This is a genomic window from Kitasatospora sp. NPDC002543 (assembly GCF_053594915.1).
Genome location: NZ_JBSFWR010000146.1, coordinates 1 through 16220 on the forward strand (window position 1 = coordinate 1; position 16220 = coordinate 16220).

Consider the following 16220-nt stretch of genomic DNA (forward strand, 5'->3'; position numbering starts at 1 on the left):
GGGCGCGCCCGCCCCCCCCCCCCCCCGGGCGCGGGACCCGGTGGGGCGGTGTCCCGGTCCACCGGGGCGGGGGCCGGGACACCGCCGGTCTCAGCCCTGCGGCGTGCGGGGGCCGCTCACGCCGTAGGGGTTGTCGATGACGTAGCGCCAGTTGCCGTCCTCGCCGCGCTTGAGCACGTCGATGGCGACGCCCTGGAGCCGCTCCGGGTTGCCGTCGTCGTCCTTCGTGTCGATCGTCCACTCGACGACCAGCATGGCCTGGTCCCCGGAGACCAGCGTCTGGAGCACGGTCGCGTCCACGGTGGGGCCGTGGGACAGGAACCGCCGGACGTACTCCCGCCGGGCCTCGCCGGACAGCGGCACCCCCGGGTCCCAGACGCCGACGGCGTCCTCGGTGTACATGGAGTTGACCGCGTCCGCGTCGCCGGAGTTGAACGCCTCGCCGAACAATTCCTGGTGCTGCTCGATGTCGCTCGCCAGGTACTTGGTGATGGACTCACTGGCCATGGTTCACCGCTCCGTTCTCTTCCACTCGGATGGTCGTCGGACGATGTGCTCGGGTGGTGTGCCCGCGGGCGTCGCGCTCGGGCGTCGTGATCGGGCCTCGCGCTCGGGCGTCGTGTTCGGGTGGTGCGCCGGGGACGGCGGGTTCGAACGAGGTGCCCCGACGGTGCGCTCGGATCGGCCCCGAACCGTTCTCGGCGGGAACACCGTACCGACCGTCCGGGCCCGGTCCGGCAATCCTCCGGTAATCGCCGCCGACCTGCGGCGGAGAGCGGAGGATTACCGGGCCGAGACCACCGGTATTCCGGCCGGAGTTCCCGTCGTGGGCCTTTCCGGAATCAGCCGGAATTCCTCCCGGAAATCTCCCACGAGGTCTCCGCGACGTACTCGGAGAAATCGCGCGGCGGCCGCCCGAGGGCCCGCTGGACACCGTCCGACAGATAGGCGGTCTCACCCCTGCGGATGGTGTCGAAGATCTCGTTCAGGAAGCCGCCGAAGTCCCGGGGGTAGCCGCGCCGGACGAGGTGCTCGGTGTACTCCTCGCGGCTCGCGTCCACCTTGCGGAGCTCCCGGCCGGCGGCCGCGGCGATCGCGTCCGCGCAGTCGCCGAAGGTCATCAGCCGGGGGCCGGACAGCGCGTAGACCTCCCCCGCGTGGCCGTCCTCGGTGAGCGCGGCCACCGCGACCGCGGCGATGTCCTCGGCGTCCACGAAGGGCTCCCGCCCCTGCCAGTCGGGCAGCACGAGCTCCCCCTCGCGCACGTCCTCGCGCAGCAGCCGGTCCTCGCTGAAGTTCTGCGCGAACCAGGTCGGCCGCAGGATCGTCCACTGCGCGCCGGACTCCCGCACGGCGTGCTCGGCGGCGAAGATCGGCGAGTCCGCCGGCCACTGCTCCAGCGTCCGCGCCGACAGCAGCACCAGCCGGCGCACTCCGCGCCCGGTGGCGAGCGCGGCGAACTCCGAGAGCAGACGGGCCGATTCGGCGCCCTGCTCGTCCACGACGTAGACCGCCTCGACGTCCTCGACGGCCGGCGCCCAGGTCTCCCGGTCGTGCCAGTCGAAGCGCTGCGCGCCGGAACGGGAGGCGATCCGGGCCTCCCTGCCGCGCTCGGTCAGCCGGCGCGCGACCCGGCGCCCCGTCTTGCCGGTGCCGCCCAGTACCAGTACGGGTGAGTTGCTCATGTTCTCCAGTCCCTCGGAATCGGGATTCTGACGCTTCATCAGAAGCTGTGTGCGGGATCCGGGGCCCCGGCCCGCTCGACCGCCTCGACGGCGGCCACCACCTCCGGCGCGGCGAGCGCCGACGGCGGGTCCACCAGGAACACCACCCGAGCGTAGGCGGTCAGCAGCGACGGATCCTCCGCCGCCGCAGTCAACAGCCGGTCCAGGTAGGCGTGTTCCTCCAGCAGCTCGGCGCTCCGCTCCCCCTCGACGCCGGGGAAGGCCAGGTCCGCGCCGGTGGTCATGGACCAGACGTGGTCCACCGCCCGCCGGGCGAGGTCGGCGAAGAAGGCGGCGGGCCGCGGCACCCCAGGACGGGTGACGTGGTCGCGCAGCACGGTCGCGCCGAGTGCGGCGACGGTCATGCCCTGCCCGTACACCGGGTTGAAGCTGCACACGGCGTCGCCGAGCACCAGCAGCCCGTCCGGGAAGGCGGTCAGCCGCTCGTAGCGGCGGCGCAGGTTGGCGGGGAACCGGTAGGCGACCGGGTCGCCGAGCGGCTCCTGGTCCCGGACGGCCTCGTGGATGTCCGGCGCGGACAGCGACTTGAGGAAGTCCAGGAAGCCCGCCGAGTCGCTCGGTGGGTAGTCGCCGAGGATGCCGTAGGCGGTGACCACGTTGCGCCCGTTCTCGATCCGGGCGCAGATGGCGCCGCGTCCGGTCTCCGGTGCGGCGACCACGTCGATCGAGATCTCGTCGGGCATCGCCTCGTCCGGGAGGCGGAAGTACTGGGTGGCGTAGCCCACGCCGATCCGCAGCTCCTCCTCCTCGACCGCCGGGTAGCCGAGCGCCTTCAGCCAGGCCGGGGTCCGCGAGCGGCGCCCGGTCGCGTCCACCACCAGGTCGGCGGCCAGGCTCCGCCCCCGGCCCTCGGAGACCACGTTCACGCCCACCACGGCGCTGTCGTCCGGCGAGGTCAACAGTCCGACGAGGTCGTGCCGTTCCAGTACCCGGACGTTGGGCAGCGCGCGCAGCCGGCGGCGGACCCGCTGCTCCAGGAACGGCCGGCTCATCGACAGCAGCAGCATGTCGGAGTGCGGCTTGGGCATCCGGTGGCCGTTCATGACCCAGCGGACCTGGCCGGTGACGTCGCCCGCGGCGGCGCCGTCGGAGGTCAACTCCCCGGTGATGCCCGGGAAGAACTCCTCCAGCACCTGCCGGCCGCGGGCCAGCAGGGCGTGTACGTGGGCGCCCTGCGGCACGCCCCGGCGCGGGCAGTCGTGCGCGTCGGCGCAGACGTGCTCGGTGAGGTCGTCCCGCTCCACCACCAGGACCTCGCGGTAGGAGTCGGCGAGCACCCGGGCCGCCAGCAGCCCGGCCATGCTCGCGCCCAGGACGACGGCCCGGTTCCGATCAGTTGTCCCCACGGTGCTCGCTCCTCTGCGGTGTCTGCTCTGTCCGTGCGTTCCGTGCGTTCCGTGCGTTCGGTGCCGTGGGCGCGCCCTGCGCCACCGGTACGACCGGGGCGGCCGGGGCGCCCTCCTCGGCGGCTCCGGGCTCCGGGAACCAGCCGGCCCGGACGAAGAAGTCCACGTACCTCCCGAACAGCTCCCGGTCGATCGCCGGGCAGGCGATCCCGGTGCCCTCCAGCGCCCGCTCCGTCCGGGTCACGTCCAGCGGCGGGTAGGTCGCCCTGCCGTCGCCCGCCATCAGCGCCTCGAAGGCGTCGAGCAGCGGGGTCAGCGCGTTGTGGCGGTCGGCGCGCACCCGGGCGCGCCAGTCCTCCCACCCGACCTCGGGCAGCCGGTACCCGCGGCCCCGCAGGTGGTCGACGAAGTCCGCGAAGGGCTGGGTCTGCTCGTTGAAGAGGTGGAACGTGCCGCCCGAGGCCTTCGGGTCCGCCGCCAGCGCGGTGATCGCCCCGCTGACGTAGTCGACCGGCACCATGTGGAAGGACCCGGCGAGCCGGTCGGGCACGGCGCCCGCCTGGAGCACGCCCTTGAGGCTCAGCCAGACGAAGTCCCGGGTCTGGCAGGCGCCCGCCCGCTGGTCGCCGCAGACCACGTCCACCCGGTACAGGGACACCGGCAGTCCGCGCCCGCGGGCGATCCCGATGACCTGCTCGGCCACCCACTTGCTCTGCAGGTAGCCGTTCCACAGCTCCTCGCCGGGGCCGGTCGGCGCGTCCACCTCGACCGGCAGCGCCTCGCCCCGGGGGGCGGGGAACACCCCGCTGGTGGACACCTGGTGCACCGGGACGGTCCGGTGCCGGGCGGCCAGCCGGAGCACCTCGCGGGTGCCGTCCACGTTGGCCGGCCGCAGCTCGGCGTACGGCCGCAGCCAGCTGACCGTCGCACCGGCGTGGTAGACCACGTCCACGCGGCGGGCCAGGTCGTCGAAGTCCTCCTCGGTGAGGCCCAGGCGCGGCAGCGTGAGATCGCCGACGTGGACGGTCAGCCGGCCGCGGTCGACCTCCTCCCCCAGTTCGTACCAGGCCAGGTTCTCGTGCAGCCGGCGCTCGGCGTCGGCCCGGTCGGTGCCCCGCACCAGGCAGTGCACCCGGGCGGTGGTCGTGCGCAGCAGGTCCCGGAGCAGGAACGCCCCGAGGAAGCCGGTCGCACCGGTCAGCAGGATCTCCCGGGGGTCGACGGCCACCCGGCTGACCTCCCCGGCGGGCCGGATGGACTCGTCCAGGGTGATCTCGGCGGCGAAGTCCACCGCGGCGCGGGCCGGTTCGGGGGTGCCGGCGAGCAGTTCGGCGAACAGGTGCTTGCCGAGCGCCGCCGGCGTGGGGTGCTCGAAGACCACCGAGGCCGAGAGCCTGATCCCGGAGCCGCCGCTGAGCCGGTTGCGCAGTTCGACGGAGGTCAGCGAGTCGAAGCCGAGCTCGGCGAACGGGCGGTCCGCGCCGATGGCGCCCGGGTTCGGGTGGCCCAGCACCAGGGCGACCTCGTGGCGGACGAAGTCGAGCACGGCCTCCCACCGACCGGCCTCGGGCAGCCCCTCCAGCCGTTCGGCGAGCGAGGCCGCCGGGGCGGCGCCGTCCTGGGCGGAGGGCCGTGGCGCGGTCCGTGCCAGCGCCGCGAACACCGCCGGGACCTGGTCGGGCCGGGCGCGCAGGGCTGCCAGGTCCAGGGGACTGGCGGCGACCGCGCCGGGGCCGAGGGCCAGGGCGGCGTCCAGCAGGCCGGGGCCGTCCTCCTCGGTGACGGGCAGCAGGCCGGTGCGGGCGATGCGCTTCAGATCGGCCTCGCCCAGCTCCCCGCCCATGCCGCCCGCGGTGGCCCACAGGCCCCAGGCGACCGAGGTCGCGGGCAGGCCCAGGGCGGCGCGGTGCTCGGCGAGCGCGTCGAGGAAGGTGTTCGCCGCGGCGTAGGTGGCCTGGCCGGGGCCGCCCACCAGGCCGGCGACGGAGGAGAACAGCACGAAGGCGGACAGTTCCTGATGTGCCGTCAGTTCGTGCAGATGCCAGGCGGCGTCGGCCTTGGGGCGCAGCACGCCGGCCAGCCGCTCGGCCGTCTGGCCGGTGACCATGCCGTCGTCCCGGACGCCGGCCGCGTGCACCACCGCGGTGAGCGGGTGCCGCTCGGGGACCTCGGCGAGCAACGCGGCGACCGCCTCCCGGTCGCCGAGGTCGCAGGCGCTGATCGTCACCCGGGCGCCCAGCGCGGCGAGTTCCTCGGCCAGGGCGGCCGCGCCGGGGGCCGCCGGGCCGCTGCGGCCGGCCAGCAGCAGGTGCCGGACGCCGTGGGCGCGCACCAGGTGGCGGGCGAAGAGCGCGCCGAGCGCGCCGGTGCCACCGGTGACGAGCACGGTGCCCTCGGGGTTCCAGGGCCGGCCGGCCGGTCCTCCCGGGGGTGCGGTGCGGGCCAGCCGGGGCACCAGCACCGTGCCGGCCCGGACGGCCGTCTGGGTTTCGCCGGAGGCGAGGACGGCGGGCAGGGCCGCCGCCGAGGCCGGGTCCTCGTCCAGGTCGACGAGGACGATCCGGCCGGGCAGTTCCGACTGGGCCGAGCGGAGCAGGCCCCAGACCGCGGCCGTGGCCGGGTCGGTGGCGCCGGTGTCCCGGCCGGTGGCGACCGCGCCCCGGGTGACCACCACCAGCGGCGCGTCGGCCGCCCGGTCCTCGGCCGCCCAGCTCCGTGCGAGCGCCAGCGCCCGCGAGGCGGCCTCCCGCGCCCCGGCGGCCGCGTCGCCGCCCGGCGGGTCGATCGGGGCGAGCAGGGCGGTGAAGGCCTCCGGCGAGGCCAGTGCCGCCTCCGGGTCGGCGAACCGGTGGGAGACCGGCAGGCCCTCGGTGGCGGCGCCGCCGTCCGCTCCGCCGTCCAGTGCGGCCCACACCGGGGGTGCGGCCGGGGCCGCCGGGACGACGGGCGTCCAGGCGAGCCGGAACAGCGAGTCGTACGGCCGCGCGCGGGCCGCCGCGACCTCGGCCCCGTCGACCGGGCGGGCCCGGGTGGCGGCGACGGAGGCGACCGGACGGCCGTGCCGGTCCGCGAGCAGCACCGCCCAGCCGCCGTCGGCGCCGGGCGTCAGCCGGGCCCGGACGGAGGAGGCGCCGACGGCGTGCAGCCGCACGCCCCGCCACTCGGCGAAGACCCCGGGGAGGCCGACGGCCCGGGCCGCGCCCTGGACGACGGTGTCCAGCAGCGCGGGGTGCAGCCCGTAGCCGTCGGCCCCGGCGCCCTCGGGCAGCCGGGCCTCGGCGTACAGCTCCTCGCCGCGGCGCCACAGGGCGGTCGGACCGGCGGAGGCGCCCGCCGGGTGAAGCGGATGGCCGGGAGCGTCCGCCGGGTCGAGCGGCTCGGCGCCGGCGGGCGGCCAGGCCCCGAGGTCGACCGGGGCCGGCCGGCCACCGGGGGCGAGCCGACCGGTGGCGCAGGCCGTCCACACCGGGCGGTCCTGGTCGGCGCCGGTGTGCACGGTGAACGGCCGTCCGCCGTCCGGCTCCGCCGCGCCGACGGCCAGTTGGAGCCGCAGCCGGCCGCGGTGCGGCAGCGCCACCGGCCGGGTGAGGGTCAGCTCCTCGACCAGCCCGCAGCCGAGTTCATCGCCCGCCCGGATCGCCAGGTCCAGCAGGGCGGCGGCGGGCAGCACCGGTTCGCCGTGCAGGGTGCGGTCGGCCAGCCAGGGCTGGGAGCGCGCCGACACCCGGCCGGTGAACACCATGGCGTCGCTGCCTGCCACCTCGACGGCCGAGTCCAGCAGCGGGTGCCCGGCGAGCGGGTCCGCGGGCCGTTCCTCGGCGGCGTCCACCCAGTAACGCCGCCGTTCGAAGGGGTAGCTCGGCAGCTCCACCGGGCGGGGTCGGGCCGGGGCCAGGAACGCCGGCCAGTCGACCGGGGCGGCCGCGGCCCACAGCCGGCCCAGCGCGGCGACCAGGGCCCGCGGCTCGGACCAGCCGGACCGCGCGGCGGCCACCGGCACCACCCCCGGGCCGTCGGCGAGGCAGTCCTCGACCATCGCGGTCAGGACGGCCGCCGGGCCCAGCTCCAGCGTCACGCCCACCTGCCGCGCGGCCAGGGTGCGGACGGCGTCGAGGAAGCGCACCGGGCTGCGCGCCTGGTCGATCCAGTACTCGGGCGAGCGCAGCTGCTCCTCGGTGACGAGCCGGCCGGTCACCGTGGAGACGATCGGGACGGTGGGCGCGCTCAGCGTCACGCCCTCGAGCACCCGGGCGAACTCCTCGGTCATCGGTTCCATCAGCGGGGAGTGGAAGGCGTGGCTGACCACCAGCCGCTTGGCGGACCGGCCCCACCCCCGGACGGCCGCGGCGATCTCCTCGACCACCGCCTCCTCGCCCGAGACCACCACCGCGGCCGGGCCGTTGACGGCGGCGAGCCCGACCCGGCCCGGGTGGGCGGCGAGCAGCGGCCCGACCTCCTCGGCCGAGACGCGCAGCGCCGCCATCGCGCCGCCCGGCGGCAGCGCCTGCATCAGCCGGCCCCGGGCGGCGACCAGCGCCGCCGCGTCGTCGAGCGTCAGAACGCCCGCGAGGTGGGCGGCGGCGAACTCGCCCACCGAGTGTCCGGCGAGGACGTCCGGCCGCACGCCCCAGGAGCCGACCAACCGGGCCAGCGCCACCTCGTGGGCGAACAGCGCGGGTTGGGCGTACGCCGTGTCGTCGAGCCGCTCGCCGGTGGCGATCACCTCGCGCAGCGGGCGGTCCAGGTGCGGGTCGACCGCGGCGCACACCGCGTCGAACGCGGCCGCGAACTCCGGGAACTCCCGGTGCAGTTCCAGGCCCATCCCGGCCCGCTGGGCACCCTGGCCGGTGAACAGGAAGGCCAGTCTGCCCGGCCGCGGCGGGGCCGCGGTGACGACACCGTCCCCGTCGGCGGCCAAGGCCCGCAGCCCGTCGAGCAGTTCGGCGCGGTCCGCGCCCACCACGGCGGCCCGGTGCTCCAGGCCGGCCCGGGTCGCCGCCAGCGAGAACGCGAGGTCCGCCGCGGACAGTTCGGGCCGTCGCTCGGCGAGGGCGAGCAGCCGTCCGGCCTGGGCCCGTACGGCGCTCGGGGTACGGGCCGAGAGCAGCCAGGGCACGGCGGGCAGCGGACGCGCCGTGGAACCACCCTCGGCGGGACCGTCGGCCTCGGCGGGCTCGGCGGGCTCGGCGGGCTCGGCGGCCGGCGCCTGCTCGATGATCACGTGCGCGTTGGTGCCGCTCACTCCGAAGGCCGACACCGCCGCCCGGCGCGGGCGGCCGGTCTCCGGCCACGGCCGCTGCTCGGTGAGCAGTCGCACCGCGCCCGCCGACCAGTCGACCAGCGGGGTCGGCCGGTCCACGTGCAGGGTCTTCGGCAGCACGCCGTGCCGGATCGCCTGGATCGTCTTGATCACGCCGCCGACCCCGGCGGCGGCCGCCGAGTGGCCGATGTTGGACTTCAACGAGCCCAGCCAGAGCGGCCGTTCGGCCGGCCGCTGCGCGCCGTAGGCGGCCAGCAGCGCCTGCGCCTCGATCGGGTCGCCGAGCCGGGTGCCGGTGCCGTGCGCCTCGACCGCGTCCACGTCCGCCGGGTCCAGCCGGGCCTCGGCCAGCGCCTGGCGGATCACCCGCTCCTGGGACGGCCCGCTGGGTGCGGTGAGCCCGTTGGACGCGCCGTCCTGGTTGACCGCCGAGGAGCGCAGCACGGCCAGCACCCGGTGCCCGTTGCGGACGGCGTCGGAGAGCCGCTCGACGAGCAGCAGGCCCACGCCCTCCGACCAGCCGGTGCCGTCGGCGGCGGCCGCGAAGGACTTGCACCGGCCGTCCGCGGCCAGGCCGCGCTGCCGGGAGAAGTCGACGAACCCGCCGGGCGTCGCGCTGATCGTCACCCCGCCGGCCAGGGCGAGGGAGGACTCGCCGTTGCGCAGTGACTGGGCGGCGAGGTGCAGCGCCACCAGCGAGGAGGAGCAGGCCGTGTCCACCGTGATCGCCGGGCCCTCGAAGCCGAACGAGTAGGAGATCCGACCGGAGGCGACGCTGGTGAGCTTGCCGGTCAGCAGGTAGCCCTCCAGCTCGGCCGGGCCCTGGAGGCCGAGGTAGGTCTGTTCGACCGCCCCGACGAAGACCCCGACGTCCTCGCCCCGGAGCGCGGTCGGGTCGATCCCGGCGTGCTCGAAGGTCTCCCAGGCCGTCTCCAGCAGGACCCTCTGCTGGGGGTCCATGGAGACCGCCTCGCGCGGCGAGACCCCGAAGAACGCGGCGTCGAACTCGGCCGCGCCGTCCAGGAACCCGCCCTCCCGGGTGTAGGAGGTGCCCGGGGTGTCCGGGTCCTCGTCGTACAGCGCGTCCAGGTCCCACCCGCGGTCGGTGGGGAACTCCGTGACGGCGTCCCGGCCCTCGGCGACGAGCTGCCACAGCTCCTCCGCCGAGCCCACCCCGCCGGGGAACCGGCAGGCCATGCCGACGACGGCGATCGGCTCGCCGCGGCCGGCCTCCAGTTCCGCGACGCGGCGCCGGGCCTTCTGCAGGTCGGCCGTGACCCACTTCAGGTACTCGGCCAGCTTCTTCTCATCCGCCATGCGGACGGTCACCCCTTCCCTGTCCGGTGTGCCGGTCGTCAGTTGCCGGCACGGCCGAGCTCGTTGTCGATGAAGTCGAGGAGCTCGGCGGTCGAGGCGTCCTCCAGGTCGGTCACCGCGCCGTCGGCGGCGGGGGTGCCCCAGGCCTCCAGCCAGCGCGACAGGATGGTCTGCAGCCGGACGGTGACGGTGCCGCGTTCCTCCTCGTCGCCGACGGCGGAGAGCACCTCCTCCAGCCGGTCGAGTTCGGCCAGGACGGCGGACGAGGGCTCGGCAGCGTCCTGCGGCGCCACCTCGCCGAGCAGGAAGCCGGCCAGCGCGAGCGGCGTCGGGTGGGCGAACACCACCGTCACCGGCAGTGTGAGCCCGGCGGCCTCGCCCAGCCGGTTGCGCAGCTGGACGGCGGTCAGCGAGTCGAAGCCGAGCTCCTGGAAGGGGCGCTGGGGGTCGACGTCGGCCGGGTCGCGGAAGCCGAGCACGCCCGCCACCTCGGTGCGGACCAGGTCGAGCACGAGCTCGGTGCGCCCGTCGGGGGCGAGCCCTGCCAGCCGCTTGACCAGCGGGACGGCCTCGGCGGCCCGGGGGCGCCGGGTGCCCGCCGGGACCAGGGCCCGCAGCAGGGCCGGCACCGGGTCCAGGGCCCGCACCGCCGCGAGGTCGAACGGGGTGGCGGTGAGCGCGGGCGGGTCCACCCGCAGGGCGGCGTCGAACAGGGCGAGGCCCTGTTCCGGGCCGACCGGCAGGAAGCCCTCCCGGGCGAAGCGGGCGCGGTCGGCCGCGGTGATCCCGGCGTTGATCCCGCCCTCGACCTCCCACAGGCCCCAGGCCAGCGAGGTCGCCGGCAGGCCCTGGGCCCGGCGCTGGTGCGCCAGGGCGTCCAGGGCGGCGCCGGCCGCCGCGTAGTTGGCCTGGCCGGGGCCGCCGAAGACGGCGACGACGGACGAGAACAGGACGAAGGCGGTGAGGTCCTGGTCCCGGGTCAGCTCGTGCAGGTGCCGGGCCGCGTCGACCCGGGAGCGCAGCACGCCCGCCAGCTGCTCGGGGGTGAGCGCCGGGAGCAGCCCGTTGTCGAGGACGCCCGCAGCGTGCACCACCCCGCTCAGCGGGCGGTCGGCGGGCACCGCGGCGAGCAGCGCCGCGAGCGCCCCGCGGTCGGCGACGTCGCAGGCGGCGACGGTCACCTCCGCGCCGAGCGCGGCGAGTTCGGCGCGCAGCGGCTCGGCCCCGGGGGCCTGCGCGCCGCGCCGGCCGGCCAGCAGCAGGTGGCGCACGCCGTGCTCGGCGACCAGGTGGCGGGCGACGGCGCCACCGAGCGCGCCGGCGCCGCCGGTGATCAGGACGGTCCCGTCCGGCCGCCAGGCGGCGGGCGCCTGCTCCGCGGTGGCGGGGGTCCGGTGCAGCCGGGGGACGAGCAGCCGGCCGTCCCGGACGGCGGCCTGCGGCTCGTCGGTGGCGGCGATCGCGGCGAGCAGGGCCGGGTCGGGCCGCTCGGTGTCGCTGTCCACGAGGACGATCCGGCCCGGGTTCTCGGACTGCGCGGAGCGGACCAGGCCCCGTACGGCGGCCTCGTCCAGGTGCGGCGACTCCTTCTCCGCGACGGCCACCGCGCCGCGGGTGACGAGCACCAGCCGGGTGCCGGCGAGCCGGTCGTCGGCCAGCCACTCCTGGAGCAGGGCCAGTGTCCGCCCGACGGCGTCGCGCAGCGACTCCGGTGTGGGCTCGGCCGGTTCGGGCCGCCGGACGACGAGCACCCGCAGGTCGGCGCCGGCGGCGGCCGCCGCGCCCGCCGACGCGGGATCGGGGTGGTGCGGCAGGCCGGAGCCGGGTTCCTCGGCGCCGCCGAGGGTCGCCCAGCCGGTGGGGCGGGCGGGCCGGACGGCCGGCGGGCTCCAGACCAGGTGGTGCAGGGCGCGGCCCGGGCCGGGGGCTCCGGCCAGGTCGGCCGGCCCGGCCGCGCGCAGCGTCACCGACTCGACGCTCGCCACCGGGGCGCCGTCCGGGTCGGTGAGCCGCACGGACACGGTGGACTCGCCGGTGGGGACGATCCGGGCCAGGACGGCGGTGGCGCCGGCGCGGTGCAGCCGCACGCCCTGCCAGCGGACCGCGAGGCGCCCGGCCGGCTGCTCCGGGGCGGCGGCCAGGGCCGCCTGCAGCAGAGCGGGGTGGAGCCCGTAGCGGTCGGCGTCGGCCGTGAACTCCTCGGGGAGCACGAGCTCGACGCCCGGCCCGGAGGCGTCCTGTTCGAAGGCGTCTCGTCCGAAGGCGTCCCGTCCGAAGGCGTCCGGGGCCGGGGCCGGGGCGTCCTCCCCGCGCAGCCGGCCGTGCGCCAGCCGCAGCCAGGCCCCGTCCGCCTCCGGCTTCGCGTGCACGGCGACCGGCCGCAGGCCGTCCTCGTCCGGCGCGCCGACCCGGACCTGCAGCGGCACCGCCCCGGTGTCCGGCACCGCGAGGTGGGCGTGCGCGGTCAGTTCGTCCAGCACGGGGCTGCCGGCCTCGCGTCCGGCCCGCAGCACCGCGTCGACCAGGGCGGCGGACGGCAGCACGGCGGTGTCGCCGACGGTGTGCTCGGCCAGCCAGGGCAGGGCCCGGGCCGAGGCCCTTCCGGCGCCCAGCAGTTCGTCGGCGTCGGCCACCGGGACGACCGTGTCGAGCAGCGGGTGGCCGGCCCGGTCGGCGCCGGCGGCGGGCAGCGGGGCGGCCGGCTCCAGCCAGTACCGCTCGCGCTGGAACGGGTAGGTCGGCAGGTCCACCGGGGTGGCGCCGGTGCCGGCGAAGAACGCCGCCCAGTCGACGGGCACCCCGCGCACGTGCAGCCGGCCGAGCGCCGAGACCAGGGTGTGCGGCTCCGGGTAGCCGTGGCGCATCGCCGGGACGGTGGCGCTGGTGGCGCGCTCGACGCAGGTCGCGGCCATGGCGGAGAGCACGCCGTCCGGGCCGAGCTCCAGGAAGGTGTCGACGCCTTCGGCCTCCAGGGTCCGCACGGCGTCCAGGAACCGTACGGGGTTGCGGAGTTGGTCCACCCAGTAGTCGGCGGTGGTCCAGCGGTCGCCGTTCTCGACCTCGCCGGTGACGGTGGAGACGATCCGGACGGTCGGCCGGTGGAAGGTCAGTTTCTCGGCGACACCGCGGAACTCCTCCAGGATCGGGTCCATCCGCGGCGAGTGCGAGGCGTGGCTGATCGGCAGCCGCTTGGTGCGGTGGCCCCGTTCGCGCAGCGCGGCGGCGACCGCGACGGCGGCGTCCTCGTCGCCGGAGACCACCACCGCCTCCGGTCCGTTGACGGTGGCGAGCACCGCCCGGCCGTCCGGGTCGAGGGCGGCGAGCACCTGCTCCTCGGTGGCCTGGATGGCGATCATCGCGCCGCCCTCGGGCAGCGAGCGCATCAGCCTGCCGCGGGCGGTCACCAGGGTGGCGGCGTCGGGCAGCGAGAGCACGCCGCCGACGTGGGCGGCGATCAGCTCGCCGGTGGAGTGGCCGACCAGGTAGTCGGGGCGCACGCCCCAGGCCTCCAGCTGGCGGTAGAGCGCCACCCCGACCGCGAACAGCGCGGCGAGGGTGTAGTCGATCTGGTCGAGTTCGTCGCCCGTCTCGATCACCGTGCGCAGCGGGCGCGGCAGGTGCTCGTCCAGGGCGTCGCAGACCTCGTCGAAGGCCGCGCGGAAGGCCGGGAAGGCGGCCCGCAGTTCGTTGGCCATGCCGATCCGCTGGGCGCCGCCGCCGGTGAACATGTACGCGGTGAGGCCCTCCCCGGCCCGGCCGAGCAGGGCGCCGGGGCCCCCGGTGGCGATGTCGGCGAGGCCCCGGTCGAGTTCGTCCCGGTCGGCGGCGACCACCACGGCCCGGTGGGGCAGCGCCGAGCGGGTGGTGGCGAGCGACAGCGCGGTGTCCAGCAGGCCGGCGCCGCCGCGATCGGTTCCTTCACCGCCCGTCCCGTCGCGGTCGGCGAGCAGCGCGGCCAGGTCGCGGGCCCGGGCGTCCAGGGCCTCGGCGGACCGGCCGGAAAGCAGCCACGGCACGGTCGGCAGCACCACCGGCGCGGACGGCTCGGCGTCCGCGGACGGCGCCCCGGGCGCGTCGTCCCCGTCGCTCGGCACCTGCTCGGCGGGCGCCTGCTCGACGATGACGTGGGCGTTGGTGCCGCTGAAGCCGAAGGAGGAGACGGCGGCGCGGCGCGGGCGGCCGGTCTCCGGCCAGTCCCGGGCCTCGGTGAGCAGGGCGAGCGCGCTGTCGTCCCAGTCGACGTGCGGGGTCGGCTCCTCGGCGTGCAGCGTCCTGGGCAGGACGCCGTGCCGGATCGCCTCGACCATCTTGATGACGCCGCCGACGCCCGCCGCCGCCTGGGAGTGGCCGATGTTGGACTTCAGCGAGCCCAGCCAGAGCGGCCGCTCGCGCGGGCGGTCCTCGCCGTAGGTGGCGAGCAGGGCGCGGGCCTCGATCGGGTCGCCGAGGGTGGTGCCGGTGCCGTGCGCCTCGACGGCGTCGACGTCCCCCGGGGCGATCCGGGCGTCGGCGAGGGCCTGGCGGATCACCCGCTCCTGGGCCGGGCCGTTGGGCGCGGTGAGCCCGTTGCTGGCACCGTCCTGGTTGATCGCCGAACCGCTGACCACGGCGAGCACCGGCAGTCCGTCGCGCCGGGCGTCGGAGAGCCGGGCGAGCAGCAGCAGGCCGACGCCCTCGGCCCAGCCGGTGCCGTCGGCGTGCGCGGAGAAGGACTTGCAGCGGCCGTCCGGCGAGAGCCCGCGCAGCCGGGAGAACTCGACGAACGGCAGCGGGGTGGACAGCACCGTGACGCCGCCGGCCAGCGCGAGGTCGCACTCGCCCCGGCGCAGCGCGGTGGCGGCCAGGTGCAGGGCGACCAGCGAGGACGAGCACGCGGTGTCCACGGAGACCGCCGGGCCCTCCAGGCCGAAGGTGTAGGCCAGCCGGCCGGAGGCGACGCTGCCGGCGCTGCCCGCGAACAGGTAGCCCTCGAAGTCCTGCGGGGGCAGGTGGGGGCGCGAGCCGTAGTCGTTGTACATCGCGCCGACGAACACGCCGGTGCGGCTGCCGCGCACCTCGTCCGGGACGATCCGGCCGCGCTCGAAGGCCTCCCAGGCCGTCTCCAGGAGCAGCCGCTGCTGCGGGTCGGTGGCCAGGGCCTCGCGCGGGGACATCCCGAAGAACTCGGGGTCGAAGCGGTCGGCGTCGTGCAGGAAGCCGCCGGAACGGGTGGAGGAGCGGCCGACGGCCTCCGGGTCCGGGTGGTACAGGTCCTCGTCCCAGCCGCGGTTCCCGGGGAACGGCGACACGGCGTCGACGCCATCGGCGACGAGCTGCCACAGCTGCTCGGGTGAGGTCACCCCGCCGGGGTAGCGGCAGGCCATCGCGACGATCGCGATCGGCTCCTGCTCCTTCTCCTCGACCTCGCGCAGTCGCCGGCGGGAGGCGCGGGCGTCGGCGACGGCCCGCTTGAGGTACTCGCGGAGTTGCTTCTCGTCACTCACGTGGTCTCAGCTCCAGGGTCGTTCCGGTGGGGGGAGACGGGGGTGGTGGGGGTCGTTCGGGCGATGGAGGTCATTCGAGTTCGTCGACCAGGGCGAAGAGGTCCTCGTCGGTCGCGTCGTCGAGGTCGTCGAGGTCCGTGCCGTCGGGCCCGTCGGCGCCGGCCCGCCCGGCCGGGTCGGCGAGGTCCAGCAGCTCCCTCAGCCGGGCGACGACGCGTTCCTGGCCCGCCGGGTCGGACAGGGCGTCGGGCAGCGCCGTGCGCAGCCTGGCCAGCTCGGCCAGGACCGGTTCGGCCGGGGACGGCGGGGCCAGTTCGGCGGCCAGCAGGTCGCGCAGGTGGGCGCCGAGCGCGGCCGGGCTGGGGTGGTCGAAGACCACCGTGCTGGCCAGTCGCAGCCCGGTGGCGGAGCCCAGCCGGTTGCGCAGCTCGACCGCGGTGAGCGAGTCGAAGCCGAGCTCGGTGAAGGCGCGGGAGCTGCCGATCCCGGTGTGGTCGGCGTGGCCCAGGACGGCGGCCGTCCCGGTCCGGACGAGGTCGGTGAGCAGCTGCCGCTGCTCGTCCGGTCCGAGCCCGGCGAGCCGCCGCGGGAGCGTGTCGGTGCGGGGCGCCGCCGCCGGGGCGGCCGGGGCGGCGGGTACCAGGCCGCGCAGCGGTGCGGGCAGCCCGGTGGCCGTGCGCAGCGCGGCGGGGCTGATCCCGGTGAGGGCCTGGACGGGGTGGTCCAGGGTCAGGGCGCGGTCGAACAGCGCGGTGCCCTCGGCGTTGCCGATCGGCTTGAGGCCCAGCCGGGCCAGGCGGCGCAGGTCGGCCTCGGAGAGGTGGGTGCTGAGGGCGCTGGCCTCCGACCACAGGCCCCAGGCGAGGGAGTGGGCGGGCAGGCCCTGGGCCCGGCGGTGCTGGGCCAGCGCGTCCAGGAAGGTGTTGGCGGCCGCGTAGTTGGCCTGACCGGCGGTACCGAGCAGACCGGCGACGGAGGAGTAGAGGACGAACGCCCTGAGGTCCTGGCCCCGGGTCAGCTCGTGGAGGTTCCACGCCCCGTCCACCTTCGGCCGCAGCACCCCGTCCAA

6 protein-coding genes and 1 pseudogene are annotated in these 16220 nt (G+C 76.7%); all 7 read right to left on the reverse strand.

Annotated features, from left to right (window positions below):
- Window positions 1-90: 90 nt before the first annotated feature.
- Complete coding sequence (locus ACWD4P_RS35435; RefSeq protein WP_359821231.1) at window positions 91-507, reverse strand: YybH family protein; 417 nt, start codon at window positions 505-507, stop codon at window positions 91-93.
- A 335-nt stretch (window positions 508-842) separates the two neighbouring features.
- Window positions 843-1685 (reverse strand): NAD(P)H-binding protein, encoded by an 843-nt coding sequence (locus tag ACWD4P_RS35440; protein WP_359821233.1) that lies wholly within the window; start codon window positions 1683-1685, stop codon window positions 843-845.
- 38 nt (window positions 1686-1723) lie between these two features.
- Window positions 1724-3091 carry an FAD-dependent oxidoreductase gene (locus ACWD4P_RS35445; RefSeq protein WP_449782458.1) on the reverse strand — a complete coding sequence of 456 codons (1368 nt, stop codon included), beginning with the start codon at window positions 3089-3091 and terminating at the stop codon, window positions 1724-1726.
- Window positions 3078-9680, reverse strand: a complete 6603-nt coding sequence (locus ACWD4P_RS35450) for a thioester reductase domain-containing protein (RefSeq protein WP_449782459.1) — start codon at window positions 9678-9680, stop codon at window positions 3078-3080. The genes ACWD4P_RS35445 and ACWD4P_RS35450 overlap by 14 nt, the downstream gene beginning before the upstream one ends.
- 26 nt (window positions 9681-9706) lie before the next feature.
- The gene (locus ACWD4P_RS35455) at window positions 9707-15079 is read right to left on the reverse strand and encodes an SDR family NAD(P)-dependent oxidoreductase (protein ID WP_449782461.1); all 5373 of its coding nucleotides are present in this window, start codon (window positions 15077-15079) and stop codon (window positions 9707-9709) included.
- Window positions 15080-15100: 21 nt separating this feature from the next.
- A pseudogene (locus tag ACWD4P_RS35460) lies at window positions 15101-15151 on the reverse strand (polyketide synthase docking domain-containing protein); the annotation flags it as partial.
- A 70-nt stretch (window positions 15152-15221) separates the two neighbouring features.
- On the reverse strand, window positions 15222-16220 hold a 999-nt coding region (locus ACWD4P_RS35465), incomplete at its 5' end, for a beta-ketoacyl reductase (protein WP_449782460.1).